Raw genomic sequence first — 26,014 nt, 5'->3', positions numbered from 1 at the left:
CTGGGCAAAGCGCAACGCTCCCTTCACGCCATACACTTGGCGCAAGTTCCCAAAATCTCGATTACAGGGCGTTCTGGCCGAAATCCCTGATGTTCCGCGACTGCGCGCACATCGCCGGTCACTGCGTCGTCATCGACATGAGTCGCTTCCTTGCAGCTTCGACACACGAGGAAGATGCAGTCATGGTGACAGCCCGGATGCGCATTGGCGATATAGGCATTGGCGCTTTCCACGCGCATCGCGATGTTGTTCGCGACGAACAGGTCGAGGATGCGATAGACGCTGTTGGGCGCTACCCGCTTGCCACGCGTCCTGGAGACGTTGTCGGCGATGTCATAGGCCGATGTCGGTTTTTCTTCCGCCGCCAAGGCATCAAAGATCGCAGCGCGCATCGGCGTCCACTGCTCATTCTGCGCTTCGAGCGTGGTGCGCGCCGCTTCCGCCAGGCTTTGCCCCGTCGGTTCATGATGGTGGTGATGCTGTTCGGCCATATGGGTTAATCTATGCTTGGGCGCTGTTCGGGGCAAGGGCAGGCTGTCAGCCGCGCCAGTAGATCCATGCCGTCCATAGCCATCCTGCGATCATCAAGGTGCCGCCGATCGGCGTGATCGCACCCAGCCAGCGCGGCCCGCCTATCGCCATCGCATAGAGCGAAAAAGCGAAGATCGCCGCGCCAGTCAGAAGCAGCAGCGCAGGGCCTCGTGCGGCGTTGGCCAAGGTGAGCGCCGCGACCGCGTGGATCAGCTGATAGAGGCCGCCGGTCCGCAGCCACTCCGCGTGTTGGGGGCTGGATGCACCATGGGCACCAAAAGCGCCCGCCGCGATGGCTAGCGCGGCCGACAAAGCGGCCAGGACTGCGATCATGCTTTTTCCTCTTCCTCGCCCCGCGCGATAAGATGCATGCGGCGGCCGGGCCGGAACATCAGTTCCTTGGCAGCCATCAATGTTCCTTGCTCACTCTGTACGGTCAAGCGCTGTTCGTCATTTTGGCGATATTGGCGTTCGACTTCCTCGATCTCCGGCTGGGGAACGCCCAATGTCGCCATCGCCTGCACGCCCATGCAGATAGCCGATTCGAAGACTTCGCGAACGATGCCCGCAAGATCCATGTCCTTGAGAGCGAGAAGTTGGCGTCGATCGAAGGCGCGGACGAGCAGGGCGGCTTGCGGGAAAGCCTCGGCAATGGGTTCAAGCACCCGGCTGTCGAGCGAAGGATCGTCATGGCAGAAGGCGATCAGCTGCGCTTCCTCTGCCCCTGACCGGCGCAGCAGGTCGATCCGTGTCCCGTCGCCGTAATAGACTTTCATGTCGAACCGGCTCGAAACCTCGATCTGCGCTGGCTTTTTGTCAATCAGCACGACTTCGAACCCATGGCCCATCAGCATCTGGGCCACCGTCTGGCCGAAGCGACCATAGCCAACGATGATCGCCGTGCCGCGTGTCGCCTCGTCCGGTCCAGCCAGATCGGTGGGGTTTTTAGGCTTGGCGAACTCGAACCGGCGGGCGAAGAGCATGAGGAAGGGGGTCGTCGCCATGGAAAAGGTGACGATCGCACTGAACAGGCTGGCGCCTTCGGGCGCGACCAGCAGGGCATTTTGCGCCTGTGCGAACAGGACGAAGCCGAACTCGCCGCCTTGGCTCAAAAGCAGACCAGCACCCACCGCTTGCGACCATTCCATACCGAACAGCCGCGCAAGGCTGCTGATCAGCAGCGCCTTGGTGAGAACCAGCATGGCCGCCATACCGATTACGAAGACAGGATTGGCGGCAACAGTGTGCAAGTCGAGAACCATGCCGACGGCGAGAAAGAAGAGACCGAGCAAGATCGAACGGAATGGTTCAACGTCCGCCTCAATCTCGTGCCGGTAAGGAGAGTCGGCGAGCATCACACCTGCCACAAAGGCGCCAAGTGCGGTCGAGAGGTGAAGCGCATGCATCAGCGCGGCAGCGGCCAGGACGGTGAACAGGCCTACCGCTACAAATAGTTCCCGCTCGCCAAGGCGGCCGACCAGTTGCAATAACGGACGCAGGATGAATCGGCCCGCTAAGACCAGTCCGGCGATCGCGGCTACGGTATAGCCTGCTAGCATCCAACCCGGCGGACCTCCCGCATCAGCAGGATTGCGCGAAAGGGCCGCCACGATTGTGATCAGCGGGACGATCGACAGGTCCTGGAACAACAGGATGGAAAAAACCTTCTCACCGAAAGGTGAGTTGATCCGGCCGCTGCTCTTGAGGCTGGGCAGAACCTGCGCGGTGGACGACAACGCCAGCGGCAGACCAAGCGCGATTGCCGCGCCCCAGGTAAAGCCGGTGGTGAAGAAGATAATCGCAGTCAGCGCCAGTCCGCAGATCACCACCTGCGCAAGTCCCAGCGCGAAAATGTCCCGCTTCAATCGCCACAGCCGGGCCGGATGAAGTTCAAGGCCCACGAGGAAAAGCAGCAGGACGATGCCGATCTCCGCGATCGCCAGCTTCGATTCTCCGCCGCCGACGAGGCCAAGCCCCTGAGGTCCGACCAGTGCGCCCGCGACGAGATAGCCCAGCACCGCGCCAAGTCCGAAGCGGCGGAAGAGCATAACGAACAGTACCGCCGCGCCGAGGAGGATCACGCCTTCCGACAGTAGAACGTCAGTTGCGGAAAATGGGGCCTGTGCCGCTGTAACAGCCGGATTGGACATCAAGCGTCCGCCATCCGCGCGGCCTCGGCAATTGCCTCAAAACCCAGCCGTATCGAAGCATGACGCGCCGGATATCCGCGTGCGGGCGCCAGTACGGCGAGCCCAGGCCAGAAATCCAGGTCATCGCTTTGACCCGCTAAATAGGCGGTCAGCTTGTCACGCGCGTCTGCCAGTTCATCGGCGGTCATACCGATCGCCTGGGCCGCCATCAGGGCGGCCGAAGCCTGGCCAAGAGCGCAGGCTTTCACATCCAGGCCGAGAGCGGCCAGCTTACCGTCCTCCATCCGCACATCAGCCGTGACGCGCGAACCGCAGGTAGGCGAGCGCTTCTCGACGCTTGCTTGCGGGGCGGCCAAACGCTGATGATGCAGGATGCTGGCGGCGAGCCGCAATATGTCCTTGTTATAGAGGGGGGCGCTCATCCTTGTCCCTTTAGGCCAGGTCGGGCGATCACGCTATCCTTCGTAGATAATCCGCAGTTTGGCGGCTGCGTCAGCGACTATGCGGCGGGCACTGTCGGTATTTTTCGCCAAGGCAAGCGTTACCCCCATGCGCCGGTAGGGACGCGTCGTGGGCTTGGCGAAGATGCGCAGGTCAACTTGTCCCTCGGGCGCGGCGAGAGCGTCGGCCAATCCCTCCACACGAAAGTCCGCCGATTCGCGATCTGCCAGCAAGACCGCGGATGCGGAAGCTCCGCGCAACTGCACCTCCGGGACCGGCAGGCCCAGGATTGCGCGGGCGTGCAGGTCGAACTCGTTTAGATCTTGTGAGATCAGCGTTACCATGCCGGTGTCATGCGGGCGGGGGGACAGTTCGGAGAAGATCACATCTTCGCCCTTCACGAAGAATTCCACGCCGAAGATGCCGCATCCGCCAAGGTTATCGACCACGGCGCGCGCCATGTCTTGCGCGGCGGCAAGAGCGCGGCCGGTCATGGGCGCCGGCTGCCAGCTTTCCTGATAGTCGCCCCTATCCTGCCGATGGCCGATCGGCGGGCAGAAGCTCACTCCGTCCCGACTGCGCACCGTCAGCAGGGTGATTTCATAGTCGAAATCGACAAATTCCTCGACGATCACGCGGCTGCGATCCCCGCGCATGTTGGCGACTGCATAATTCCATGCGCGATCCAGTTCGTCCGGCGACCGGACGGTGCTCTGGCCTTTGCCGGACGATGACATGACTGGCTTGATGACGCAGGGCAGGCCGGTATGCTCCGCTCCAGCCAGCACTTCCTCCAGGCTTTCGGCATAGCGATAGCGTGATGTTCGTAGTCCAAGTTCGACCGCCGCCACCTCCCTGATCCTGTCGCGGTTCATAGTCATGATTGTTGCTCTTGCGGATGGAACGACGGTTCGGCCCTGCGCTTCTACATCGGCCAGCACTTCGGTCCGGATCGCTTCGATTTCAGGGACGATATAGTCGGGTTGGTGCCGCTCGATCGCTGCGCGCAGCAGTTCCGCGTCAAGCATGGAGAAGATTTCGAATCCATCGGCGACCTGCATGGCGGGGGCACCGGCATAGCTGTCGCAAGCGATCACCTCGCATCCGAGCCGCTTGGCGGAGATGACGAATTCGCGGCCGAGTTCACCCGAACCCAGCAGCAATATCTTCGCGGTAAATGCCATCTTCTGCCCTTCGAATCGCCTACTTCAGCATAGGCGCCTGCCGTCACCGCCAATTAGACGTCAATCATCCTCAGGGTTCCACGCCTTCGTCTGCCGGTTGTGTCGGCGCGATACGCGGCGGCGGTGTCGATGGAGTTGGCCCGGGAGGTGGCAGCTCGGGCTCGTCGATCGGCAGGCGGAGCTGATTGGGGCCGATATTCACGGACATACCGTCCTGATCGATCCCGACGCTCATATTGCCGAGCCCCGCCTCGACCGTCACATTTGCGATGGCATTGACCAGGTCGCTATCCTGCTCCTCGGGTGCCACTTCGGCTGGTTCGTTGATCGCCCCTGCCATGAAATTGCGCCAAATCCGCGCAGGCACACCGCCGCCCGCCGCTCCGTCAGGCAGCGGCGAGTTGTCGTCATTGCCGATCCACACTGCCGTCACCAGACCGCCCGCATAGCCGACGAAAATCGCATCGCGGCTGTCCTGCGTTGTGCCAGTCTTGCCGAAGGTGCTGGTGCGAAGCGCCGCCGCGCTGCCGGTGCCCCGGTTCGCGGCCGACGACAGCAGGTCGCGGATCATTTCCAGCTGGTCCTGACTGAAGCGCCGCTGACGACTCATCAGCCGCTCGAACCAGCCCTGTTCCTCTGGCGGCAGGCCGTGGGCTATCACCGGGTAAGCGCCCGCCGCTACTGTCGCATAAGCTTGCGCCAGCTCCACCAGTGGGATTTCGGATGTACCGAGCGCGAGGCTGAGGTCTTCGGTCAACGGGGCGGTGACGCCGAGCTCGCGCGCTACCTTGATCACAGCATCGACACCCACCTTCTGCGTCAATCGCACTGCCGCCACATTGCTCGACGCGGCGAAGGCCTGCCGCAAGGTGATTCGTCCGCGATATTTGCCACCATGGTTGGCGGGACGATAGCTGCCGGTCGTGATCGGCGTGTCTTCCACGAAATCTTCTGGTGTCATGCCTGCGCGGAAGGCGGCGAGATAGACGAACAGTTTGAAGGTTGATCCAGGCTGGCGCTTCGCCTGCACCGCCCGGTTGAAGCTGCTCTTGCGGTAATTCTTGCCGCCTACCATTGCCACGACGCTGCCATCGGGCTTCATCGCCACGAGCGCGGCTTCCGCCTTGCCCAGCGGTGCGCGGCGGATGGCCGCCTCTGCGAGCCGCTGCACACGCCAATCTAGCGTCGTGGGGACCGTCTGCGCCCCATAGACGGCGCCTGCGCGGTCGCGCGCATCGGGCAGCACCCAGTCTGCGAAATAGGTGCCCGTGGTGGAATTGGGCGCTTCCCTCAGGTCGAGCCGTGCTGGACGTAGCGTATCCCGAGTGGCTTTACTGATGTAGCCTGCCTCCACCATTGCCTGGGTCACAAGCGCCGCACGATCACGTGCGCCCTTCAGATTGGTCGTGGGGGCAAGGCGGGAGGGCGCCTTTAGCAGCCCGGCGAGCATCGCGGCTTGCGGGATGGTGAGCCGCTCTGGCTGGCGGTTGAAATAATGCAGCGAGGCCGCGCGCAGGCCATAGACATTGTCGCCAAAATAGACGTTGGATAGGTAGCGTTCGAAAATCTGGTCCTTGGTTAGCCACGCTTCCAGCCAGAAGGCGATCATCGCCTCTCGCGCCTTTCTGCCGAAGGTCCGATCGCTGGACAGGAACACACCCTTGGCAAGCTGCTGGGTTATGGTGCTGCCGCCCTGCGATGACCCGTCCGACCAGAGATTGTGCCAGGCGGCCCGCGCTACGCCGCGCGGATCGACGCCCCAATGGCTGTAGAAGCGCCGGTCCTCAATCGCCATGAAGGCTTGAGGCACATGCTCGGGCAAGTCGGCGATCGCGACCGGCCGGTCGATGATCGCGCCGCGCTGGGCAATGAGATGACCGTCAGCGGACATGAGGCTCACGCTCGGCGGCGCAATCGGCTTGAGCGAGCGCGACAGCGGAGCAGTGACCGCCAGCCAGGCGATCATCAACGTCAACAGCGCGAGCATCGCCGCGACGATCCACCCTGCTATATGCAAACGCCGCCGCCAAGGCGTGGGTGGAGCGAACGCACTGGGAGGCCCTGCGCCAAAGTCGCGAGCGGGTGGATCGGGCTGAGGCGCGGGGAGGGGGTCTCTCATCGGTTCGGCCATGCTGTATTAATCACTTGATACAGTCAAGATCGTCCTGACGCGGGACACTCTCTGGTTAACCACGATTGTGGATGGCCGAAAAGGTAAATGAAGCGTTAACATGCGACCATGCGAACCCGACCGCTCACTTTGACAACTGAATCGGCCCGCCACCCTTTCCGCCAGCGGTTGCCGCATCATGTGCTCGAAGCGCGGGGCGTCCCGGCCGTCGCGTCGGATGACAATGACTGGAAGCTTTTCGTGCTGAGCTTTTGCGCTTTCTTCACGGCTTTCTACAGCTTCATTTTCTAACGCTGCGCCTCAGTCGCAAGCTTTGTGCAGCGTCCAGGCGATCCAGGCGCAGGGCAGGCACAATGCGGCCACCAGAAGCAACTGATTGACGACAGACATGCCGGCAACGCTGAGGCCGATTGCGAAAAAGGACCCCAGCACCATGGCGCCTGAATTGACGATATTGTTCGCCGCGACCGTGCGGGCAGCCTCGCATTTTTCGACGGTAGTGGTGAGGAAGGCGTAGAGCGGGACCACGAACATGCCGCCGAATGTCGCGACGCCCAGCAAACAGGCCGAAAGCGCCACCGCGAGCGGATGGCCAAGGAAGCCCTGGAGCGAAAGCATCGTCCCGGCCGCGGCAGGCGTCCAGAGATCACATACAATGTGAAAGGCGATTATGCACAGGCCCATGCCGATGACCGACACCGGCGCATAGCGCGCCGACACATGCCCCTTCAGCAGCCGGTTGATGGCGATCGATCCGATGGCGATGCCGATCGAGAAGATGGCCAGGAAGAGGCTGGCGACAGCCTTATCGGCCGTCAGCACATTCTTCACCAGCGGTGGGAACTGAATGAACAGGATCGATCCCACCGCCCAGAAAAAGCTGATCGCCATGATCGCGAGATAGAGCCGCCGGATATGCATGGTGCCGCGCACCAGCGTTACCGAGGAGCGGATGATATGGAAATCGATCGGCTGCCGGTCGAGCAGTGATGGGGCGGGAGGCACTTCGCGCCCCGCCATATAACCGACCGCCGCCGTGATCACTATGCCAATGGCGGCAGCTTCGACCGGGATGATACCGGCCAGGATTGTCCCTGCTAGAATGGCGATATAGGTTCCAGCCTCCACGAGGCCCGTGCCGCCCAGCACTTCGTCATCATGCAGATGCTGCGGCAGGATCGCATATTTTATCGGGCCGAAAAACGTAGAGTGGATGCCCATCGCGAATAGGGCGCAGAGCAATAGCGGGATGGCGAGGCTATGGACGGCGAAGCCGCTCCAGATGAGCCCCAGTCCGGTTGCACCCACCAGCATGATGACGATTTCCGCGGCTTTGACATAGCGGATGATGGTCGCTTTATCCCTTTGGTCGGCAAGCTGACCCGACAGGGCGGATAGCAAGAAAAAGGGCAATATGAATATGCCGGTCGCCAGAGCGCTGAACCATGTTTCAGACCGCTCGTCATTATAGACGCTGTACACGACGAACAGCACCATCGCGTTCTTAAACAGATTATCGTTGAAGGCGCCGAGCAGCTGAGTGATGAAAAGCGGCAGAAAACGTCGCTTGTTGAGGAGCCTAAGGGAGGCTTGCATAGGCGAGGGGGTCTTCTTCGCTGTGGACGAGCGGAGCGCGGTCTAGCGGCTGCCGCGGCCTCTGTCCAACCCCGTCCGCACGAAGCCAGCGAAAGCCGTTGTCGCCTCTGCTTGTGCAAGAGCACGGACTGTGGCAGTTCGCCGCCATGCTGACGCTGCCAAATCTGCTGACGCTTTCGCGGATATTCACTGTGCCGCTGCTGGTCGCGCTGCTGTGGCCGGCGGAAATTGGCGCGCGGTGGACGACCGGCTATGCCTTCGCCTTCGCGCTCTATTGCCTAATGGGAATCACCGACTATTTCGACGGCTATCTGGCTCGGGCACAAGGAACCGTGTCGAAGCTTGGCGTCTTTCTGGATCCGATCGCCGACAAGATCATGGTGGGCGCGGTCATCCTGATGCTGGCTGCCACGCGCGACATTGCAGGTATCCACGTCGTCGCCGCCATGATCATCCTGCTGCGCGAAATTGCGGTATCCGGGCTGCGCGAGTTCTTGGCGGGGCTTCAGGTGTCGGTGCCGGTCTCCCGCTTGGCGAAGTGGAAGACGGCATTTCAGCTGATCGCTCTGGGGGCGTTGATCCTGGCTGGTGCAGTGCCCAATTTCCCGGTCGTGCAGTTGGTGGGCATTGCGACGCTGTGGGCCGCAGCAATACTGACGCTGATCACCGGATGGGACTATCTGCGGGTCGGCGTCAAGCATATGGATTGACCCATGGCGACGCTCAACATCCTCTATTTCGCCTGGGTCCGTGAACTGATTGGTCGCGACGATGAAGAGGTTGAGCGGCCTGCTCCAGACAGCAGTATAGCCAGCCTTATCGAGAGGCTTGCAAATCGCGGGGGCGGTTACGCTGAGGCGCTCGGCGACCATCAACGGCTGCGCGCCGCACTCGACCAGCGGTTCGTTCCACTAGAGACAACGATCGGTCAGGCAAGGGAACTGGCGATCTTCCCGCCGGTCACAGGCGGATGAAGCGGATTTCGATACAGGCGGAGGATTTCGACGCGGCAGCCGAACTGGCAGCGCTGGAAGAAACGGGCGGTGGCGGCGTTGCAAGCTTCACCGGCATCGTACGGGGAGGGAATGGGCTGACAGCGCTCGAGCTTCAGCATTACCCCGCGATGACGGCCCAACAGGTCGAACGCATTGTGGATGACGCGATGGCCCGCTGGCCGCTTCTGGGCGTGCGTGTGATCCATCGTTTCGGCAGACTGTCGCCCGGCGAGCGCATCGTTTTCGTGGGTACCGCATCGCGCCATCGCACTGCTGCGCTGGAAAGCTGCGCCTTCCTCATCGACTGGTTGAAGTCGGAAGCGCCCTTCTGGAAGAAGGAGCATTTCGCCGAGGGCAATGCCACGTGGGTGGAAGCCAAAGCGGAGGACGAGGCGAAAGCGCGCCGCTGGACTGATTGACGTCAGGCGGCGACGCTCGGCTGCGGTAGGTCCGCAGCGTCGCGCAGAAGCTCCGCGAGCAGCCGGAATTCCTTCTCTCTCGGGCTGTTCTTGCGCCAGACGAGAGCGATGTCACGATGCGATCGCTCGGATTGCAGTGGCCGCGCAGTGATGCGCGTGTGATCCAATATGCCGCCATTGATCGCCATTTCTGGCATGATCGTCATACCAAGGCCATTATCCACCATCTGCACAAGCGTGTGCAGCGAAGTGCCCATCATCATTGCGTTGGAGCGGATCTCGGGGCGATTGCAGGCAGCCAAGGCATGATCCTTCAGACAATGACCATCTTCCAGCAGCAACAATTTTGTCTCATCGATCATGTCCGGCGCAATCAGTTCGGGTGGATCATGAGGATCGTCGTGTGGAAACGCGACATAGAGCTGGTCCTGAAACAGCACTTCGCTATCCAGTTCGCCGGTCGGGAAGGGAAGGGCCAGCAACACGCAATCGACATTGCCATGGCGCAGGGATTCTACGGCCGCCTGGGATGTCTCTTCCCGAAGATAGAGCTTGAGTTCCGGCCTGTCCGCACGCAAGCGCGGCAAGAGACGGGGCAGCAGGAAGGGGGCGATCGTCGGGATGACGCTCATCCGCAGCTCGCCTGTAAGGGGCTTGCCCGACGCCTCCGCAATCGCCGCCAGTTCCTCTGCTTCGCGCAGCACGCGATGCGCCTTCTCCACTATGCGGTCACCAAGCGCCGTGAACCGAACCACGCGGCGCGTTCGCTCCACCAGAGTGACGCCAATCAGCGACTCAAGCTCGCGGATACCTGCCGAAAGGGTGGATTGGGTAACATAGCAGCTATCGGCCGCCTTGCCGAAATGCCCATGCTGTTTCAGCGCAACCAGATATTGCAGCTGCTTCAGCGTGGGCATGTAGCTCGACATTGATCGCCTTTCTCGATTAGAAAGCCGAAGATAAGAGCGTTAGCCGATATATCCAAGCCATTTGGCGACGCCGAACAGTGAGGTGACGGTCAGGATCGTGCCCACTGCAGTGAATAGCACGCGTGGTGCGACATGGCGGGCCAACATCGCGCCGAAGGGCGCAGCAATGACGCCGCCCAGCAAGAGGCCGACAGTGTAAGTCGTAAAGGCCTGCCAGCCCAAATGCAGGATGAAGGTGAGACTGATAGCGAAGGTCAGCACGAATTCGACCGTGTTCACCGTACCGATCGTGTGACGCGGGCTGGACCCTTGAAGGAGCAGGTTGGACGTCACGATAGGCCCCCAGCCGCCGCCTCCGGTTGCGTCCATGAAGCCGCCGACCAGGCCAAGCGGAGCTACCCATTTAGGATCGCGTGCATGAGGGGGGAAATGAAAGCCCCGCCAGATCAGATAGACGCCAATCCCTGTGAGATAGAGCTGCACGAAGGGCTTGATGATCGAACCGTCAATGTTCGACAGAATGTAGGCGCCTGCGACGCCGCCGATCACGCCAGGAATAATGAGGCGCGCAAACAGCCGCCAATCGACATTGCGGTGCGCAATGTGGCTGAGCGCAGATACCGCGGTGGTGAAGGTTTCCGCCGCGTGGACGCTCGCGGATGCCCTGCTTGGAGGCACCCCCAGCGCCAGCAACAAGGTGCTGGAAATGACCCCATAGGCCATGCCGAGCGCGCCATCGATCATCTGGGCCCCGAAGCCGATCAGAATGAAGGGTAGAAGATCGCCAAGATGGGCGAGGATGGGATCGGTCATTCACGGGCCTCTGGTTGATTGTCTACCGCCTTGATTGGTATATCAAAGGCCGCCAAGAAACATTCTGTTTTATGGTAAGAAGCCGAAATAGCCGCTATCTGGAAAACTCATCCCTATGCGCCTATGTAGGGTAGGTTCGGTTTTCAGGGGCCGTTTGCATGTTCCGCAATCTTGTTGCTTATCTGGACTCGGTCAAGTCGCGTGACCCCGCGCCGCGCTCGCGGGCGGAAATCCTGCTTTATCCTGGGGTATGGTCGCTTGGCTTCCATCGCGTCGCGCACCGCCTCTATAATGTGCGACTGTATTTCTTGGCCCGTGCAGTCAATCACCTTTCACGATTTCTGACGGGCAACGACATCCATCCGGGTGCCCGCATCGGCAAGCGCTTCTTTATCGACCATGGTTTTACCGTGATTGGGGAAACTGCGGAGGTCGGCGATGACGTCACCCTTTATCAGAATGTCACGCTGGGCGGTACTGATCCTGCGAACGGCATTGCTGGCAAGCGTCACCCCACCTTGGCAGACGGGGTGATCGTTGGATCGGGTGCGCAGATATTGGGACCTGTTCATGTCGGTTCGCGCGCCCGCATCGGGGCGAACGCGGTGGTAACGAAGAATGTGCCTGAAGGCGCTACCATGGTGGGTATCCCGGCACGTCAGATGTTGGTGGACGTCACAGCCTATCAGCGCGATTTCCTGCCTTATGGCACCCCTTGCACCGACTGCTACGATCCGGACAAGCACAAGCTGGAGCAACTTCAGGCGGAGATGGAGCACCTGCAAAAGCGGCTGGCGGAGCTCATCGAGCAGAGGGGTGGCAAGAATATCGGCCCGGATGACGACATCCCCTTGTTTCGGGAGCGTGGTCGCGGCTGATGACCAACGTCACGCCGTTCCCGTCCCAAGCCACTACGGCGGGTCAGACGGGGTTCGATCGGCTGGAGCTACAACGGATCATGGACCTCTATGGACGTATGGTCTCTGCCGGTCACTGGCGTGATTACGCCATCGATCTGGGCCGTGATGTCGCGGTCTTTTCGGCATTTCGCCGGACTACCGAACGTCCGGAATACCGGATCGAGAAACGCCCCTCCCTTCGACATCGCCAGGGCATGTGGGCGCTGGTGGGGGAAGCGGGTGACATTCTGAAGCGCGGAACGGAACTGCAGGGTATTTTGGCCCCTGTCGAGCGTCGTTTGCTCAAGATCGTCCGGGACTGAGTCCTCCAGACTTTGCAGGCTCAATATTATACTCAAAGGCAAAGTTGAGCTTTGTTGTGACCACGCCTGGTGCTAGCGAGGATTGAACAACGGGAAGAAGGCTCATCCATGACTTTGCCGGCACTGCTTGAAGGCCGTCTTTCTTTGCCGCTCATCGCATCGCCGATGTTCATCGTCTCGCAGCCGTCGCTGGTGATCGCCCAATGCCGCGCCGGCATCGTGGGTGCCTTCCCATCGCTCAACGCGCGGCCATCGGGCGTTTTGAAACAATGGCTTCGGCAGCTGCGAGAAGAGCTGACGGAGCGGGACGCGCCCTTCGCCGTCAACCTCATCGTGCACAAGACCAATGCGCGACTGCAGGAGGATCTAGCTCTTTGCGTCAAATATCGCGTGCCTATCGTCATAACCTCGCTTGGCGCACGGCCAGAGGTGAATGAGGCGGTCCACAGCTATGGCGGGATAGTATTGCATGACGTCATCAACAATATGTTTGCCAAGAAGGCGATCGAGAAGGGAGCCGACGGCTTGATCGCCGTGGCGGCAGGGGCAGGGGGGCACGCAGGAACACTGTCTCCTTTCGCCCTTGTCGAAGAAATCCGTGCCTGGTTCGACGGCCCGTTGATCCTTTCAGGAGCGATCGCCACCGGTCGATCGATCGCGGCGGCCCGGATGATGGGTGCTGACCTAGCCTATATGGGTTCCCCCTTTATCGCGACGGAGGAGGCAAATGCCGAACCCGGCTACAAGCAGATGATAGTGGATAGTGGTGCGGCTGAGATTGTTTATTCCGACTATTTCACGGGCGTGCACGGCAACTACTTAAGGCCCAGCATCGCGGCCGCCGGTCTGGACGCGGACAAACTGCCGACGGCAGCGAGCATGGATTTCGGCTCTATCGCTGAGGGCGGCAAGAAAGCTTGGCGTGACGTGTGGGGCGCTGGCCAAGGAATAGGCGCTATCCGAAACATTCAGCCCGCGGCGTCTTTTATCGAGCAACTAAAGAATGAATATCAGGCGGCAATTTCTGCGTTTAGATCATAAGAAGGCGCGCAATTCCCCGAGAAATGCGTCGAACCGGTCGTGATGGAGCCAGTGTCCCGCCTCGGCAAATTCGACCAGTCGAACGTCTTGAAAATAAGCGGCGCGCCCATCCTTGATGGGGTTCGATGCCCAGCTATCCAGTCCAAGACAAAGGAGTATGGGACAACTGATCCTATGCCAGAAATCGGGCAGATCATTATCCGTCATGTCTTGCGGTGGGAGGTTGCGCAAATAGGGATCGAACTTCCAGCCATAGCTGCCATCTTCGTTGCGGTTGACCCCATGCGCAGTCAGGTGCAGCGCCTGCTCGACTGATAGGTGGTCATTGCGCTCTCTCATGCGGGCGACGGCAGCCTCCAACGTGGGATAATGCCGGGGCGCCCGCCGAGCGCTTGCGCGGCGGTGTTCGATCCATTCCCGCCAGCGATCGGGTGCGGGGCGGGAGGATTTCTCCTTGAGGCTCTCAGGCGAGAGGCCCAGCCCCTCGATCGCAACCAGCCGCTCCACGCGCTCCGGAAAAAGCCCTGCATAGCGCAGGACGAGCGATCCTCCGAGGGAGTGGCCGACCAACGTCACCTTGTCCCGGCCGAACTGCTCCACCAGTTGTGCGAGATCATAGACCAAGTCTGCCATCAGATAGGCGCCTTCGGCTGACCACGCGCTGTCGCCATGGCCGCGCAAATCGGGGACAACGACATGATAATCCCGCGCCAGTGCCCGAGCCGTCCAATCCCAGCTGCGAGCATGGTCGAGCGCGCCATGAACCAAGATGAGCGTAGGGGCTGAGCGATTGCCCCAATCGATATAGTGAAGGCGGGTACGAAGCGATGTGAAGAAATGCGAAGTGGGGCTTGGCGCCGGGAGGATGTCCGCACGATCGTCGAAAGGGCCGGAAAAGGTAGGCGTGATGTTCATGTCCTCGGGCGGACTCCGCGATGCTGAACAGGGATTATGACACAGCTGTTATAACAGCTTTTTCCAGAAAATTGATGACCATAATGAAGAGAGCGGTCAACGTTCGTGCCAAAACGGGAGGAGAATGGATGGCGCCCTGGTCAAAACCGGGGGGCTCGCCCTGGGACGGGGGTCAGTCGCTCGCCGCTGCGGTTCAGCCGGGCGAGAGAAACGATGCGGGCGAGATCGGCCTGCTTAAAAGGTTTGTCGAGGCGCAGCCGCTTCGTGGCATGGGGCGGGAGTTCGGCATAGCCGGTGATGATGATCACGGGCAGGCCGGGGTGGCTTTCGTCCAGAGCGTCGGCCAGTTGCGCGCCGGTCATTTGCGGCATGGCATGATCGGTGATGACCAGATCGACTTCGCCCTCGCCCAACACGCGAAGGGCATCTGCGCCCGATGCCGCCTGAAACACGGTGTGGCCAAGCTCTTCGAGCATTCCTGCGGTATTTGTCAGTACCAGATCGTCGTCGTCGACGGCCAGGATGACCAGTGGCTGATCGCTTAGCGGACATGGAGCTTGGGCCTGGCTTTCAGCCTCGTCCAATGGTTCGTCCGAAGCGGTTGCGACCGGCAACCACAGCGATACCGTCGTTCCCTGACCCGGTTCGCTCGAAATGGTCAACGACCCACCGCACTGCTGGGCGAAACCATGCACCATCGACAAGCCGAGCCCCGTTCCTTTGCCCACGCCCTTCGTTGTGAAGAACGGCTCGCGGGCGCGGGACAGCGTCGCTTCATCCATGCCTTCGCCCTCGTCGATGACGGACAGGCGAACATAATCGCCCGTTCCGAGATCAGGGCGTTGTTCAGCCTGCAGATGGGCTTCCATCCCCTCGATGATGATCCGCCCGCCCTCTGGCATTGCGTCCCGCGCATTGACCGCAAGGTTCAGCAACGCCAGCTCCAGCTGAGCCGGGTCTGCATGGGCCGCGTTGAGGATGAGAGGGAAGCGGGTTTCGATCGTCACGGTCGAGCCGAGGGTTGATTTCAACAGGCCCGCCATATTGCGTACCAATGCTGGGCAATCGACGTTGCGCAATTTCAATTCTTGCTTGCGCGCGAAAGCCAGCATGCGTTGGGTAAGGATGGCGCCGCGATCCGCCGCGGTCATAGCATTGTCGATATAGCGGGAAATGTCGGCGCCCGTTTGCAGCCGCTGTCTGGCGAGATCGAGACTGCCCATGATGACGGCCAGCAGATTATTGAAATCATGCGCAACGCCGCCGGTAAGCTTCCCGATCGCATCCATCTTCTGCGATTGGAATATGGCCTCGCGGGCTTCCTCCAACGCCAACTGAGCTTCGCGCCGTTCGGTGAGGTCGCGCGTGATCTTGGCGAAGCCGATCAGGGTGCCCATGGGATTGCGGATAGAGTCGATAACGACACTGGCCCAGAAGCGCGAGCCATCCTTGCGGATGCGCCAGCCTTCCGCTTCGAACCGGCCTTCCCTTGATGCCGTTTCGAGGGCGCGGGACGGGACGCCTGCCATCCGGTCCTCTTCGGAATAGAAGCGGGAGAAATTTAGGCCCAGGATCTCGTCTGCGGTGTAGCCTTTGAAGCGTTGCGCGCCTGGGTTCCAACTGGTGATCGTGCCCACCGGATCCAGCATATAGATCGCATAATCGGTGACGCTTTCGACCAGCAGCCGGAAGCGCTCCTCGCTCGCCCGCAGCGCCTCCTGCGCCAGCCGCCGCTCGGTCAGGTCGCGCGTCACCTTGGCGAAGCCGATCAATTTGCCAGTCGAATCGCGAATGGGATCGATGACTACATTGGCCCAGAAATGAGTGCCGTCCTTTCGCACGCGCCAGCCTTCGGCTTCGAAGCGGCCTTCGCGTTCGGCGGTGTCCAGGGCAAGCGCAGGAATGCCGGCGGCACGATCCTCGGGCGTGTAGAAGCGGGAGAAGTGTTCGCCGACAATCTCGTCCGCTTCATATCCCTTGAACCGGCGTGCGCCCGCATTCCAACTGACGACCGTGCCGTTCTTGGAAAGCATGTAGATGGCGTAATCTGTAACGCTCTGGACAAGCAACTCGAAGCGGTTTCCAGAGTTCTCCGGCGCCGCCGTGCTCATAAAATCCCCATTTGATATTTTATCTTCTTGAAACTTCTCAACACGCCGCCTGGTTGATCGTTCCACAGGATAGGCCGTTTGTACCGGCGTGAGGCATAGCCAGCTATAAACTAGAGTATATTTTTGCGCTGCGGAGAGGTCGTTGACGTTGTCCGGGACAGCCGCTAATCCCGCTCGCAGCGCGCGGGTGTAGCTCAATGGCAGAGCAGAAGCTTCCCAAGCTTACGACGAGGGTTCGATTCCCTTCACCCGCTCCACCTGAAACATGATCAGCCCACCTGCCGCTTGGCCAGCTTTCGCGCCAGGGTGCGGCGGTGCATGCCGAGGCGGCGTGCCGCTTCCGAAATGTTGAAGTCGCTGTCTTTCAGAACTTCGTGGATATGCTCCCACTCCAGCGTCTTGATCGACGTCGGGCGGGGGGCGAGGGGCGTTGACGGATCGCCTGACGAACGGGCGAAGGCGGCTTCGATGTCGTCGGTATTGGATGGCTTGGCGAGATAATGGGATGCGCCGAGCTTGATCGCTTCCACGGCGGTCGCGATGCTGGCGAAGCCGGTCAGCACGACAATCAACATGTCGGGATCATGGGCGTGGAGCGTCTGGACGCAAACCAATCCCGATTCCGGCCCCAGCTTCAGATCGACGACCGCATAGCCAGGTTTATGCTCTTCGAGCAGAGAGAGAAGCGCTGCGTGGCTGTCGGCGGTCAGGACCTGATAGCCGCGTCGTTCGAAGGATCGCTTAAGGGTCTTGGCGAAGGCTTCGTCATCCTCGACCAGGACGAGGACCCTGTCACTTGTCATCGGCCGGTTCCTCCAAGGCGACGGTGCTGAGGGGCAGGCGGAGCAGGATCAATGCGCCGCCGTCGGCGCCGTTGCTGGCTGATACGCTGCCGCCGAGTTTGCGGACGACGTTGACCACGAGGAAGAGGCCGAGGCCGCCGCCCTGCTTGCCCTTGCTGGAGCGGTAGGGTTTGCCGAAGTCGGCGAGCATCTGTTCGGAAAAGCCGCTGCCATTGTCGCGGACGGCGATGTTGAGCGAGCTACTGTCGCGGCCGACGAGCAGATCGATATAGGTGGCGCCGGCTTCGCGGGCGTTGTCGAGTAGATTGACGATGGCCTGGCGGATGACGGGATCGGCGATGATGCGGGGATAATCATGGGGGCCGAAGTCGCAGCGGAGTGGCATTCCGGGATTGGCGGAGCGCCAGCTTTCGGCGATTTCATCAATGAAATAGCGAATTGAAGTGATTTCTGGGGCTTCGCCGCGCGCCTCGCCGGACGAAATGAGAATGCTAGTCAATATCTGCTTACAGCGTTGTACAGCGGCCTGCATCTCCCCGACCTCTTCGAGGAGGGGCGGATGGGCGGCGATTTCGGGCATGTGACGCCAGTCGCCCAGCACGACCGCGAGCTGGGAGAGGGGGGTGCCCAGTTCGTGGGCGGCCCCGGAGGCCAGAAGGCCCATGCGGACGATATGTTCTTCCTCCGCTGCCTGCTGGCGCAGCTGGGCGAGATAGGCTTCGCGGGCCTGGAGGTTGCCGGTCACGCGGCTCATGAAAAGGACGAGCAGCACCGCGATCATGGCGAGGCAAATCCAGGTGCCGACGATGTGCAAGTCGAAAAGATGCCCCTGCAGCGCGTCGGTGAGACCCAGCGGGCGGTAGACGAAGGAGAGCAGCGCGGCGCAGAGCATCGCCATAAGGACGATTCCCCAGATGCTCAGCCGGTCGAGCAGAACCACGCCCAGCGCGACCTGCAGCAGGTAAAGCGCGATGAAGGGGTTGGTAGCGCCGCCGCTGAGATAAAGCTGCGCGGTCAGCAGCAGCACGTCGAAGAGCAGCGCAAGGAACAGTTCGGCGCGGGCGACATCGGTGCGGTGGCGGAGCGCGGCGAAGCTGACGACATTCACGGCGGCGGCCACCGACGCCACCAGCAGCATCGCCGCCACCGGCAGGTTAATGCCCATGCCCCAATGAACGAAGAGGATGGTGCCGACCTGTCCGGCAATGGCGATCCAGCGCAGTTGCACCAGTAGCGCCATATTCTTGCGACCAGCCGCGTCGGCGGGCCACTGACCGGGTAGCCAGCGGGCGCTGATGGGAAGCGATCGCTTCATCTCCGGCGCTCTTTCCATTCGTGCCGCATGACGACCATGTACCCGCCAGCGACCAGCGCCGCCAGCGCGAACCATGTGAGCGCATAGGATAAATGGCTGTTGGGGAAGCGGAGGACGGTGAGGCCCCCGACGGGCAGGGCGTCAGGCGGCCCGCGTTCCGCATCGATGAAATAATTGGCGACAGGAGCGCGAAGCCGGCGCGCCGCCGCGATAGCGGTCACGTCGCGCGAATACCAGCGGTTGGCGGCGGGATCATTGCTCCGCAGGAAACCGCCGCCGGGCTCGGTCAAGCGCATCAGGCCTCTGATCCGGATGCGTCCTATGGGCTGTCCGTAGCGCATGCGTCCCTCAGGAGGCACGAAGCCGCGATTGACGAGCAGGGTGAAGCCGCGATCCGTCGCCAGCGGCGTCAGCACCCAATAGCCCGCCCCGCGCACGGTCGAAGCCTGAACCAATGTGGCGCGGTCGTGTAGAAAATGGCCCGACGCTGTCACGCGACGATAGGCGTCGTTCGGACCTGCCGCAGAAGGGGCCGCGATTGGCGCGGCGTGGACGCGGCTTTCGACCTTAGCGATGAGATCGCGTTTCCAGGTCAGACGGTTGAGTTGCCAGACGCCAAGGCTGACAAGCCCGGCCACGGCCAGCACGGCCGCTATCGTAAAGCCGATAAGGAACCCCGCCGACCGGCGGCGGGGTGCGTCGGCTGTCACGGCATCTGGCTCATGTCATGCGCGCTCATGCCTTGCATCTGCGGCATCATATTATGGTTGAGATGATACATTACCCAGATGGAGCCCGAGAGGGTGATGACGACCAGCACGATCGTGAAGATCAGCGCCAGCATCGTCCAGCCCCCTTCGGAGCGGGTGTTCATGTGCAGAAAGTAGATCATGTGGACCAATATCTGCACCACCGCGAAGCCCAAGATTGTGAAGGCGGTCAGCTGCGGATCGTTCAGCACGCCGGTCATGACCAGCCAGAAGGGGATGGCCGTCAGAATCACCGACAGGCCAAAGCCGATCATGTAGCTGCCGAAGGTGCCATGGGCATGGCCGTCGGCGTGATGGGCGTCGTGATGTTGGTCGTGCGCGCTCATCGCAGCATCCCCATGAGATAGACGAAGGTGAAGACGCCGATCCAGATGACGTCCAGGAAGTGCCAGAACAAGGACAGGCACATGAGGCGGCGCTGATTGGCGGGGATCAGGCCCTTTTTCGCGACCTGAACCATCAGCGTCACCAGCCAGATGGTGCCGAAGGTCACGTGCAGCCCGTGGGTGCCGACCAGGGTGAAGAAGGCCGACAGGAAGCCCGAGCGCATCGGGGTCGCGCCTTCATGGATGAGGTGCGCGAATTCGTACAGCTCGATCGAGAGGAAGGCGAGGCCGAACAGGCCGGTGATGGCCAGCCAGCCCTGCGTGGCCGCCACGCGGTTCTTTTCCATCGCCAGCATGGCAAAGCCATAGGTGATGGACGAGAAGAGCAGCATTGCGGTATTGAGCGCGACCAGCGGCAGATCGAACAGGTCCTTGGGGCTCGGTCCTGCCGCATAGCTACCGCCCAGCACCGCATAGGTCGCGAACAGACAGGCGAAGATGAGGCAGTCGCTCATCAGGTAGATCCAGAAGCCCAGCATGGTGCTGGAGCCTTCCGGATGATGGGGCTCATGGGGAAGGTGGAAGAGCGGATTGCCGTCCTTGTCGAGGAAGGCGGGATCGCCAAAAACGGTATCTGGGGTGGGTGCGCTTGCCATGGTGGTTCAGCCCTGCATGGCGAGTTGACGCGTACGCTCGCCCTCGGTGCGCTCCACCACATTCTGGGGGATGTAGAAGTCGCGCTTGTAGTTAAAGGTATGACCGATCGCGACGGCCAATATGCCGATGAAGCTGAGGCCCGCGAGCCACCACATGTACCAGATCATGCCGACCCCGAAGGCCACCGAGAGGCCCGCCAGGATGATGCCGCTGCCGGTGTTGCTGGGCATGTGGATCGCTTCATAGCCCGAGAGCGGACGCTCATAACCGCGCTTCTTCATGTCCGCCCATGCGTCGCCATCATGGATGACGGGCGTGAAGGCGAAATTATAGTCGGGCGGTGGCGAGCTGGTCGCCCATTCGAGCGTGCGGCCGTCCCAAGGATCGCCGGTCGTGTCGCGCAGCTGATCGCGCTTCATGATGCTGACGCCGAACTGGATGAACATGCAGGCGATGCCCGCCGCGATCATCACGGCGCCCAAGGCCGCGATCTGGAACCAGATTTGTAGCGAAGGATCGTCGAACACGCGCATGCGGCGGGTCACGCCCATCAGGCCAAGGATATAGAGCGGCATGAAGGCGACCCAGAAGCCCACGACCCACAGCCAGAAGCTGCGCACGCCCCAAGTCCGGTCGAGCTTGAACCCGAACGCCTTGGGCCACCAATAGTTGATCGCCGCGAACATGCCAAACAGCACGCCGCCGATGATCACATTGTGGAAATGCGCGATCAGGAACAGCGAATTGTGCAGCACGAAATCGGCGGGCGGCACCGCAAGCAGAACGCCGGTCATGCCGCCCACCACGAAGGTCAGCATGAAGGCGACCGTCCACATCATCGGCAGTTCGAAGCGGATGCGGCCGCGATACATGGTGAAGAGCCAGTTGAAGAGCTTGGCCCCGGTCGGGATGGAGATCACCATCGTCGTGATGCCGAAGAAGCTGTTGACGCTGGCGCCCGATCCCATGGTGAAGAAATGGTGCAGCCAGACCAGGTAGCTGAGGATCGCGATGACGACCGTCGCATAGACCATCGAGGAATAGCCGAAGAGGCGCTTTGACGAGAAGGTCGAGGTGACTTCGCTGAACACGCCGAACAGCGGCAGGATGAGGATGTAAACCTCCGGATGGCCCCAGATCCAGATGAGGTTCACATACATCATGGGGTTGCCGCCCATGTCGTTCGTGAAGAAGGCGGTGCCGACATAGCGGTCGAGGCTGAGCAGCGCGAGCACGGCGGTCAGCACTGGGAAGGCGGCGACGATCAGGATGTTGGAGCAGAGCGAGGTCCAGACGAAGATGGGCAGCTTCATCATGCTCATGCCGGGCGCGCGCATCTTCACGATGGTCGCGATCAGGTTGACGCCCGATAACAACGTGCCGATGCCCGCTATCTGAAGGCCCCAGATATAATAATCGACGCCGACCCCTGGGCTATAGGCGATGCCTGACAGTGGCGGATAGGCGAGCCAGCCGGTCCGCGCGAACTCCCCCACGAACAGCGACATCATGGTGATGACGGCGCCTGCGGTGGTCATCCAGAAGCTGAAATTGTTGAGGAAGGGGAAGCTGACGTCGCGCGCGCCGATCTGCAGCGGGACCATATAGTTCATGATCCCGGTGATCATCGGCATCGCGACGAAGAAGATCATGATGACGCCGTGCGCGGTGAATATCTGGTCGTAGTGATGCGCGTTCAGATAGCCTTCCGAACCATTGAAGGCCCATGCCTGCTGAAGCCGCATCATCAGAGCGTCTGCGAAGCCGCGCACGAACATGATGAGGCCCAGGATCATATACATGATCCCGATGCGCTTGTGATCGACGGTGGTGAACCAGTCGCGCCACAGCATGCCCCACAGGCGGTATTTGGTGACGATGCCAAGGATCGCCACGCCGCCAATGACCACGGCGAGGAAGGTGCCCATCACGATGGGTTCGTGGATAGGGACGGCGCTCCAGTCGAGGCGGCCGAAGATCAGTTTCCAGATGCCGCTATTTTCGGATGCGGGATGGGGGGACATGGCGTCAGGGCCTCGGGGGGAAGGAATGAGGGGGTGCGTGGTTCAGTGGCGCATCGGGAGCAAAGGCCCGTTCGTCTGGAGCACAGTCGAGAAACTCTGGCAGGGCGCGATGCGTGTCTCGACTCCGCTCGACACGAACGGAGGTGAGTGAGGTTGCGGGCATTTCAGTGACCATGATGCCCGGCATGTCCATCAGCGTCTTTCTGTCCAGGAGCCGCATGGCCCTGCTCGGCAGGCGTCCGCTCTGCTGCCGGGGTCATGCCTGCGGGCTGGGCGACCTCGCCCTTCTTGCCGGGCTCGACCGGATGGAAGCCGCCTACGTCGATGGTGCCGTCATGGCGTAGTCCTTGCGTGTCGCGGGCAGACTCCTTGCCGCCGCCACCCATCATGTCGGTCATCATGACCTCGTCCATGCAGCGCTTGCCGGGCTGGGCGCACATGTTGAGCGCGGCGTGGAAGAGCTTGGGCTCGACGCCCGCAAAATACATCGGCGGGACCTTCTCGCTCGGCTGTTCCAGCTTCACATAGGCCGCGCGGTCGAGCTTGGCCTTGCTGGCTTTCACCTGAGCGACCCAGCGATCGAAGCCGGCCCGATCCATCGCCTTGAAGCGGAAGCGCATGTTGGAGAAGCCCGCGCCGGAATAGTTGGCGGAGAAGCCTTCGAAATTGCCGGGCTTGTTGGCGACGGCGTGGAGGACCGTCTGCATGCCGGGCATGGCGTAGATCTGCCCGGCGAGCGCGGGCACGAAGAAGCTGTTCATCAGCGTGGCCGAGGTAATCTTGAACTCGATCGGCTGATCAACCGGCGCGGCCAGTTCATTGACGGTCGCGATGCCCAGTTCCGGGTAGATGAACAGCCATTTCCAGTCGAGCGCCACGACTTCGACCTGGAGCCGCTTGGCGGCGGGATCGACCTTGCGCGCAGAATCGATGCGTTCGATCGGGCGGTAGGGGTCGAGAAGATGGGTGCTGGTCCAGGTGATGGCGCCCAGCGCGATGATGATCAGCAGCGGGGCGGACCAGATCAGCAGTTCGAGGCTGGTCGAATGGTCCCAATCGGGGTCATAATCCTTCGCCTGCGCCTGTTCCCGGTAACGCCAGGCGAACCAGATCGTCATCGCCATGACCGGCAGGATGATGAGCAGCATCAGCAGGGTAGAGATGAGGATCAAGTCCCGCTGCTGCACCGCGACATCGCCGGCGGGCGACATGACCACCCAGTTGCACGCCCCCAGGGGAAGCAGCAGCAAAGGCGCGAATCGGCGCAAAAATGCGGGAGAGAGGCGGGCAGGACGCGCAGTCATGCAGCCCGCATAGGAGGGCTTCTCCGGGATCGACATTGGACCTTTTGTCCTATCCCCTCGCAGGCGCAAAATAGGGCAATGGCCTTTCGACCACCGGGACGATTCGCTATGCTGCAACGATGTTTGGCATGGATCGTTCCCGCAGCATGAAGGCCTGTCCGAACCGATGAACGCCGCGACCACCACGCCATCCTCCACATCGCTGGAGCGCGATGCCCGCCAGGTAACCGCGCGCGATCATCGCGTCGCCCCCGGCGAGATCGCGATTGGCGTGATCATCGGGCGGACGTCGGAATTTTTCGACTTCTTCGTCTATGCGATCGCGTCGTGCATCGTGTTTCCGGCGCATGTCTTTCCTTATCTCAGCCCGCTAGCGGGCACGCTCTGGTCATTCGCCATCTTCGCGCTGGCGTTCATCACTCGGCCGATCGGGTCCTTCATCTTCATGGCGGTCGATCGTGCCTATGGGCGAGGGGTGAAGCTGACCATCGCGCTGTTCCTGTTGGGTGGATCGACCGCGTTCATCGCCTTCCTGCCCGGCTATGAGACGATCGGGATATGGTCGGCGGTGCTGCTGGCGATATTCCGGGCGGGGCAGGGCTTGGCGCTGGGCGGGACATGGGACGGGCTGGCTTCGCTGCTGTCGCTCAACGCGCCGCAGAACAAGCGCGGCTGGTATGCGATGATGCCGCAGCTGGGCGCACCGCTGGCGCTGGTGGTGGCGAGCGGGCTCTTCGCCTTCTTCCTTTCGGTGCTGTCACGGGCCGACTTCCTTGAGTGGGGCTGGCGCTATCCCTTCTTCGTGGCGTTCGCGATCAATGTGGTGGCGCTGTTTGCCCGGCTGCGGATCGTGGTGACCCATGAGTTCGAGCGGCTGTTCGAGGCGCGCGAGCTGCAGCCCTCGCCGGTGCTGGAGACGGTGCGGAGCGACGGGCGGAACATCATTATCGGCGCCTTCGCTCCGCTGGCGAGCTTTGCGCTGTTCCATATGGTGTCGGTGTTCCCGCTGTCCTGGATCGCGCTTTACACGAAGCAGCCGCTGGAGCGGTTCCTGGTGATCGAGGCGATCGGCGCGACTGTCGGGGTGCTGGCGATTATCGTGTCGGGCTTCGTCGCGGACATGGTGGGGCGGCGCAAGCTGCTGGCCTGGTCGGCGCTGGGCATTGGCATTTTCAGCATCGCCGCGCCGCTGCTGCTGAACGGCGGGGAATTGGCTGAGATCGCTTTCATGATCCTGGGGTTCATGCTGCTGGGCCTGAGCTTCGGCCAGTCGTCCGGCGTGGTGGCGTCCAACTTTTCGACGGCGACGCGCTATACCGGGTCGGCGCTGACGTCGGACCTTGCCTGGCTGGTGGGCGCGGGGTTCGCACCGCTGGTGGCGCTTGCGCTGTCGGTAACCTTTGGGCTGGCGGCTTCGGGCGTTTATCTGCTCTCTGGCGCGATCGTCACCGGGCTGGCGTTGTTCATCAACAAGGAACTGGCGGGCAAGGACCGCTAAGCGGCTGCCCGCATCCGCGCGAGCGCCTTGCGGTCGAACCAACCTGTCGGCCCGGAGCGGGGCGTGAAGCGGGGGAGCCATAGCGGATAGAGATCCCGCAGTTCGTCCGGCAGGCCATCCGGCCCTACCCGGCCCATGATGTCCGACACGATCCGGTTCTGGAAGAAGCGGACCGAATAGTTGATCATCCGGCGATATTGCATCCGCCAGGTCGCGGGGCTGGTGAGGCGCACGGGTTCGCAGAGGAAGCCCGCATCCTCGCAGGCGATGACGCGATCGCGATTCCAGGCGGCGTCGGTTCCCAGGTCAGTGTGCGCCCAGGCGGCCACCAGCCCGTCATCCCCGATCAGGTCTTGCGGGAGGCGCAACTCGCGCGAACGAATGCGATCGACGAAGCTGCCTGACAGCGCATAAAGATCACCGAAGAGCCCGCCTTCGTCGCGCAGGAGGCGGCGGTAGTGGGTTGCCATACGGCCATTGCGCGGCATGCCCGCAGCTGCATTTGCCTGCCCTTTCCCAAGCCTTCTCACCAACGCGTCGATCGAGCCGGGCGCGATTTCCGCGTCTCCATCCAGAAAGATGACGGCGTCCTCGCCGCCACCGAGCAGGTCGTGGACGAAGTGATTCCAGGTCCGGGATTTTCCGCCGGTTGCAATGTCGTGCACCAGCACATTCGCACGATTCCCCGCCGCATTCCGCGCGCGCGCAGCGGTAGCGTCGGTCGATCCGTTCACCAGTATATGATAGCAGGTATTTGGCCGATCCAGTGGAAGAGACGCGAGGCAAGCGCCGATCCGCCGCTCCTCCTGATGAGCGAAGATGCCGACGGCGGTCGTCAT

The 26,014-nt window shown here is 61.7% G+C and carries 27 protein-coding genes and 1 tRNA gene; 9 read left to right on the top strand and 19 right to left on the bottom strand.

Annotated elements, in window-relative coordinates:
• Nucleotides 1-23: 23 nt before the first annotated feature.
• The 6 genes from EP837_RS02560 to EP837_RS02535 all read right to left on the bottom strand — a co-directional run bounded on the left by EP837_RS02560 (nucleotide 24) and on the right by EP837_RS02535 (nucleotide 6,437).
• Entirely contained in the window at nucleotides 24-491 is a 468-nt protein-coding gene (locus tag EP837_RS02560; protein ID WP_066524191.1) for a Fur family transcriptional regulator, read from the bottom strand.
• A 46-nt stretch (nucleotides 492-537) separates the two neighbouring features.
• A complete protein-coding gene (locus EP837_RS02555) occupies nucleotides 538-864 on the bottom strand; it encodes a DUF423 domain-containing protein (protein WP_066524189.1) in 327 nt (108 codons plus the stop codon).
• Nucleotides 861-2,681, bottom strand: coding sequence for a cation:proton antiporter domain-containing protein (locus EP837_RS02550; protein ID WP_066524188.1), 1,821 nt, complete (start codon nucleotides 2,679-2,681; stop codon nucleotides 861-863). Before EP837_RS02550 ends, EP837_RS02555 begins: the two co-directional genes overlap by 4 nt.
• Nucleotides 2,681-3,103 carry an iron-sulfur cluster assembly scaffold protein gene (locus EP837_RS02545; RefSeq protein WP_066524187.1) on the bottom strand — a complete coding sequence of 141 codons (423 nt, stop codon included), beginning with the start codon at nucleotides 3,101-3,103 and terminating at the stop codon, nucleotides 2,681-2,683. The genes EP837_RS02550 and EP837_RS02545 overlap by 1 nt, the downstream gene beginning before the upstream one ends.
• A 33-nt stretch (nucleotides 3,104-3,136) precedes the next feature.
• Entirely contained in the window at nucleotides 3,137-4,306 is a 1,170-nt protein-coding gene (gene purT / locus EP837_RS02540; protein WP_066524186.1) for a formate-dependent phosphoribosylglycinamide formyltransferase, read from the bottom strand.
• A gap of 70 nt (nucleotides 4,307-4,376) precedes the next feature.
• Nucleotides 4,377-6,437, bottom strand: coding sequence for a transglycosylase domain-containing protein (locus EP837_RS02535; protein ID WP_066524185.1), 2,061 nt, complete (start codon nucleotides 6,435-6,437; stop codon nucleotides 4,377-4,379).
• Nucleotides 6,438-6,545: 108 nt separating this feature from the next.
• Between EP837_RS02535 and EP837_RS02530 the strand changes: the two genes are divergently transcribed.
• Nucleotides 6,546-6,728, top strand: coding sequence for a hypothetical protein (locus tag EP837_RS02530; RefSeq protein WP_066524183.1), 183 nt, complete (start codon nucleotides 6,546-6,548; stop codon nucleotides 6,726-6,728).
• A 9-nt stretch (nucleotides 6,729-6,737) separates the two neighbouring features.
• Here EP837_RS02530 and EP837_RS02525 read toward each other — a convergent pair whose 3' ends face one another.
• Nucleotides 6,738-8,033 (bottom strand): MFS transporter, encoded by a 1,296-nt coding sequence (locus tag EP837_RS02525; protein ID WP_066524181.1) that lies wholly within the window; start codon nucleotides 8,031-8,033, stop codon nucleotides 6,738-6,740.
• Nucleotides 8,034-8,179: 146 nt separating this feature from the next.
• On the opposite strand from EP837_RS02525, the gene pgsA reads away from it, so the two are divergent.
• Genes pgsA through EP837_RS02510 form a run of 3 tightly spaced genes read left to right on the top strand, consistent with a single transcriptional unit; the run spans nucleotide 8,180 to nucleotide 9,447 of the window.
• Nucleotides 8,180-8,743 (top strand): CDP-diacylglycerol--glycerol-3-phosphate 3-phosphatidyltransferase, encoded by a 564-nt coding sequence (gene pgsA, locus EP837_RS02520; protein ID WP_066524179.1) that lies wholly within the window; start codon nucleotides 8,180-8,182, stop codon nucleotides 8,741-8,743.
• A gap of 3 nt (nucleotides 8,744-8,746) precedes the next feature.
• A complete protein-coding gene (locus EP837_RS02515; RefSeq protein WP_066524178.1) occupies nucleotides 8,747-9,007 on the top strand; it encodes a MoaD/ThiS family protein in 261 nt (86 codons plus the stop codon).
• Nucleotides 9,004-9,447: a molybdenum cofactor biosynthesis protein MoaE gene (locus tag EP837_RS02510; RefSeq protein WP_066524177.1), complete on the top strand. Its 444-nt coding sequence runs from the start codon at nucleotides 9,004-9,006 to the stop codon at nucleotides 9,445-9,447. The genes EP837_RS02515 and EP837_RS02510 overlap by 4 nt, the downstream gene beginning before the upstream one ends.
• 2 nt (nucleotides 9,448-9,449) lie before the next feature.
• Here the strand turns inward: EP837_RS02510 and EP837_RS02505 are convergent, their stop codons facing one another.
• Both EP837_RS02505 and EP837_RS02500 read right to left on the bottom strand, forming a co-directional pair.
• A complete protein-coding gene (locus EP837_RS02505) occupies nucleotides 9,450-10,376 on the bottom strand; it encodes a hydrogen peroxide-inducible genes activator (protein ID WP_066524176.1) in 927 nt (308 codons plus the stop codon).
• Between the two features lie 39 nt (nucleotides 10,377-10,415).
• Nucleotides 10,416-11,189 (bottom strand): sulfite exporter TauE/SafE family protein, encoded by a 774-nt coding sequence (locus EP837_RS02500; RefSeq protein ID WP_066524171.1) that lies wholly within the window; start codon nucleotides 11,187-11,189, stop codon nucleotides 10,416-10,418.
• Between the two features lie 158 nt (nucleotides 11,190-11,347).
• On the opposite strand from EP837_RS02500, the gene epsC reads away from it, so the two are divergent.
• From epsC to EP837_RS02485, 3 genes are all read left to right on the top strand, one after another.
• The gene (gene epsC, locus EP837_RS02495; RefSeq protein WP_066524169.1) at nucleotides 11,348-12,067 is read left to right on the top strand and encodes a serine O-acetyltransferase EpsC; all 720 of its coding nucleotides are present in this window, start codon (nucleotides 11,348-11,350) and stop codon (nucleotides 12,065-12,067) included.
• Nucleotides 12,067-12,411: a DUF2794 domain-containing protein gene (locus tag EP837_RS02490; RefSeq protein WP_066524167.1), complete on the top strand. Its 345-nt coding sequence runs from the start codon at nucleotides 12,067-12,069 to the stop codon at nucleotides 12,409-12,411. Before epsC ends, EP837_RS02490 begins: the two co-directional genes overlap by 1 nt.
• 108 nt (nucleotides 12,412-12,519) lie before the next feature.
• Entirely contained in the window at nucleotides 12,520-13,452 is a 933-nt protein-coding gene (locus EP837_RS02485; protein WP_066524163.1) for an NAD(P)H-dependent flavin oxidoreductase, read from the top strand.
• On the opposite strand, the gene EP837_RS02480 is transcribed toward EP837_RS02485, so the two are convergent.
• Together EP837_RS02480 and EP837_RS02475 are read right to left on the bottom strand one after the other, a co-directional pair.
• Complete coding sequence (locus EP837_RS02480) at nucleotides 13,447-14,367, bottom strand: alpha/beta fold hydrolase (RefSeq protein ID WP_066524161.1); 921 nt, start codon at nucleotides 14,365-14,367, stop codon at nucleotides 13,447-13,449. The two genes, EP837_RS02485 and EP837_RS02480, sit on opposite strands and share 6 nt — an antisense overlap.
• Before the next feature lie 140 nt (nucleotides 14,368-14,507).
• Nucleotides 14,508-16,478: a hybrid sensor histidine kinase/response regulator gene (locus EP837_RS02475; RefSeq protein WP_066524160.1), complete on the bottom strand. Its 1,971-nt coding sequence runs from the start codon at nucleotides 16,476-16,478 to the stop codon at nucleotides 14,508-14,510.
• Nucleotides 16,479-16,661: 183 nt separating this feature from the next.
• Here EP837_RS02475 and EP837_RS02470 point away from each other — a divergent pair.
• Nucleotides 16,662-16,735 (top strand) — tRNA-Gly (locus tag EP837_RS02470).
• Nucleotides 16,736-16,747: 12 nt separating this feature from the next.
• Here the strand turns inward: EP837_RS02470 and EP837_RS02465 are convergent.
• The 7 genes from EP837_RS02465 to cyoA form a co-directional block, all read right to left on the bottom strand.
• Nucleotides 16,748-17,281, bottom strand: coding sequence for a response regulator transcription factor (locus EP837_RS02465; protein WP_066524159.1), 534 nt, complete (start codon nucleotides 17,279-17,281; stop codon nucleotides 16,748-16,750).
• Complete coding sequence (locus tag EP837_RS02460; protein ID WP_066524158.1) at nucleotides 17,271-18,596, bottom strand: ATP-binding protein; 1,326 nt, start codon at nucleotides 18,594-18,596, stop codon at nucleotides 17,271-17,273. Before EP837_RS02460 ends, EP837_RS02465 begins: the two co-directional genes overlap by 11 nt.
• Nucleotides 18,593-19,306 (bottom strand): SURF1 family protein, encoded by a 714-nt coding sequence (locus tag EP837_RS02455; RefSeq protein ID WP_066524157.1) that lies wholly within the window; start codon nucleotides 19,304-19,306, stop codon nucleotides 18,593-18,595. The genes EP837_RS02460 and EP837_RS02455 overlap by 4 nt, the downstream gene beginning before the upstream one ends.
• Complete coding sequence (gene cyoD / locus EP837_RS02450) at nucleotides 19,303-19,692, bottom strand: cytochrome o ubiquinol oxidase subunit IV (protein ID WP_066524155.1); 390 nt, start codon at nucleotides 19,690-19,692, stop codon at nucleotides 19,303-19,305. The genes EP837_RS02455 and cyoD overlap by 4 nt, the downstream gene beginning before the upstream one ends.
• The gene (gene cyoC, locus EP837_RS02445; protein ID WP_197486326.1) at nucleotides 19,689-20,231 is read right to left on the bottom strand and encodes a cytochrome o ubiquinol oxidase subunit III; all 543 of its coding nucleotides are present in this window, start codon (nucleotides 20,229-20,231) and stop codon (nucleotides 19,689-19,691) included. The genes cyoD and cyoC overlap by 4 nt, the downstream gene beginning before the upstream one ends.
• A 123-nt stretch (nucleotides 20,232-20,354) precedes the next feature.
• The gene (cyoB, locus tag EP837_RS02440; protein WP_066524152.1) at nucleotides 20,355-22,373 is read right to left on the bottom strand and encodes a cytochrome o ubiquinol oxidase subunit I; all 2,019 of its coding nucleotides are present in this window, start codon (nucleotides 22,371-22,373) and stop codon (nucleotides 20,355-20,357) included.
• A 164-nt stretch (nucleotides 22,374-22,537) separates the two neighbouring features.
• The gene (cyoA, locus tag EP837_RS02435; RefSeq protein ID WP_066528548.1) at nucleotides 22,538-23,677 is read right to left on the bottom strand and encodes a ubiquinol oxidase subunit II; all 1,140 of its coding nucleotides are present in this window, start codon (nucleotides 23,675-23,677) and stop codon (nucleotides 22,538-22,540) included.
• A 166-nt stretch (nucleotides 23,678-23,843) separates the two neighbouring features.
• Between cyoA and EP837_RS02430 the strand changes: the two genes are divergently transcribed.
• Entirely contained in the window at nucleotides 23,844-25,175 is a 1,332-nt protein-coding gene (locus tag EP837_RS02430; protein ID WP_066524151.1) for an MFS transporter, read from the top strand.
• Here EP837_RS02430 and EP837_RS02425 read toward each other — a convergent pair.
• Nucleotides 25,172-26,014: a glycosyltransferase gene (locus EP837_RS02425; RefSeq protein ID WP_066524149.1), complete on the bottom strand. Its 843-nt coding sequence runs from the start codon at nucleotides 26,012-26,014 to the stop codon at nucleotides 25,172-25,174. The genes EP837_RS02430 and EP837_RS02425 overlap by 4 nt on opposite strands.

Origin of the sequence: Sphingobium sp. EP60837 (assembly GCF_001658005.1) — a bacterium.
GTDB classification, from domain to species: Bacteria; Pseudomonadota; Alphaproteobacteria; order Sphingomonadales; family Sphingomonadaceae; genus Sphingobium; species Sphingobium tyrosinilyticum.
This window is presented reverse-complemented; position numbering and strand designations above follow the sequence as displayed.

What these genes read in the sequence shown, in the direction of transcription:
- EP837_RS02560 (WP_066524191.1), bottom strand. Translation starts at nt 491, where the DNA reads ATGGCCGAACAGCATCACCACCATCATGAACCGACGGGGCAAAGCCTG.
- EP837_RS02555 (WP_066524189.1), bottom strand. Translation starts at nt 864, where the DNA reads ATGATCGCAGTCCTGGCCGCTTTGTCGGCCGCGCTAGCCATCGCGGCG.
- EP837_RS02550 (WP_066524188.1), bottom strand. Translation starts at nt 2,681, where the DNA reads ATGTCCAATCCGGCTGTTACAGCGGCACAGGCCCCATTTTCCGCAACT.
- EP837_RS02545 (WP_066524187.1), bottom strand. Translation starts at nt 3,103, where the DNA reads ATGAGCGCCCCCCTCTATAACAAGGACATATTGCGGCTCGCCGCCAGC.
- purT (WP_066524186.1), bottom strand. Translation starts at nt 4,306, where the DNA reads ATGGCATTTACCGCGAAGATATTGCTGCTGGGTTCGGGTGAACTCGGC.
- EP837_RS02535 (WP_066524185.1), bottom strand. Translation starts at nt 6,437, where the DNA reads ATGGCCGAACCGATGAGAGACCCCCTCCCCGCGCCTCAGCCCGATCCA.
- EP837_RS02530 (WP_066524183.1), top strand. Translation starts at nt 6,546, where the DNA reads ATGCGAACCCGACCGCTCACTTTGACAACTGAATCGGCCCGCCACCCT.
- EP837_RS02525 (WP_066524181.1), bottom strand. Translation starts at nt 8,033, where the DNA reads ATGCAAGCCTCCCTTAGGCTCCTCAACAAGCGACGTTTTCTGCCGCTT.
- pgsA (WP_066524179.1), top strand. Translation starts at nt 8,180, where the DNA reads ATGCTGACGCTGCCAAATCTGCTGACGCTTTCGCGGATATTCACTGTG.
- EP837_RS02515 (WP_066524178.1), top strand. Translation starts at nt 8,747, where the DNA reads ATGGCGACGCTCAACATCCTCTATTTCGCCTGGGTCCGTGAACTGATT.
- EP837_RS02510 (WP_066524177.1), top strand. Translation starts at nt 9,004, where the DNA reads ATGAAGCGGATTTCGATACAGGCGGAGGATTTCGACGCGGCAGCCGAA.
- EP837_RS02505 (WP_066524176.1), bottom strand. Translation starts at nt 10,376, where the DNA reads ATGTCGAGCTACATGCCCACGCTGAAGCAGCTGCAATATCTGGTTGCG.
- EP837_RS02500 (WP_066524171.1), bottom strand. Translation starts at nt 11,189, where the DNA reads ATGACCGATCCCATCCTCGCCCATCTTGGCGATCTTCTACCCTTCATT.
- epsC (WP_066524169.1), top strand. Translation starts at nt 11,348, where the DNA reads ATGTTCCGCAATCTTGTTGCTTATCTGGACTCGGTCAAGTCGCGTGAC.
- EP837_RS02490 (WP_066524167.1), top strand. Translation starts at nt 12,067, where the DNA reads ATGACCAACGTCACGCCGTTCCCGTCCCAAGCCACTACGGCGGGTCAG.
- EP837_RS02485 (WP_066524163.1), top strand. Translation starts at nt 12,520, where the DNA reads ATGACTTTGCCGGCACTGCTTGAAGGCCGTCTTTCTTTGCCGCTCATC.
- EP837_RS02480 (WP_066524161.1), bottom strand. Translation starts at nt 14,367, where the DNA reads ATGAACATCACGCCTACCTTTTCCGGCCCTTTCGACGATCGTGCGGAC.
- EP837_RS02475 (WP_066524160.1), bottom strand. Translation starts at nt 16,478, where the DNA reads ATGAGCACGGCGGCGCCGGAGAACTCTGGAAACCGCTTCGAGTTGCTT.
- EP837_RS02465 (WP_066524159.1), bottom strand. Translation starts at nt 17,281, where the DNA reads ATGACAAGTGACAGGGTCCTCGTCCTGGTCGAGGATGACGAAGCCTTC.
- EP837_RS02460 (WP_066524158.1), bottom strand. Translation starts at nt 18,596, where the DNA reads ATGAAGCGATCGCTTCCCATCAGCGCCCGCTGGCTACCCGGTCAGTGG.
- cyoD (WP_066524155.1), bottom strand. Translation starts at nt 19,692, where the DNA reads ATGAGCGCGCACGACCAACATCACGACGCCCATCACGCCGACGGCCAT.
- cyoC (WP_197486326.1), bottom strand. Translation starts at nt 20,231, where the DNA reads ATGCTGGGCTTCTGGATCTACCTGATGAGCGACTGCCTCATCTTCGCC.
- cyoB (WP_066524152.1), bottom strand. Translation starts at nt 22,373, where the DNA reads ATGTCCCCCCATCCCGCATCCGAAAATAGCGGCATCTGGAAACTGATC.
- cyoA (WP_066528548.1), bottom strand. Translation starts at nt 23,677, where the DNA reads ATGACTGCGCGTCCTGCCCGCCTCTCTCCCGCATTTTTGCGCCGATTC.
- EP837_RS02430 (WP_066524151.1), top strand. Translation starts at nt 23,844, where the DNA reads ATGAACGCCGCGACCACCACGCCATCCTCCACATCGCTGGAGCGCGAT.
- EP837_RS02425 (WP_066524149.1), bottom strand. Translation starts at nt 26,014, where the DNA reads ATGACGACCGCCGTCGGCATCTTCGCTCATCAGGAGGAGCGGCGGATC.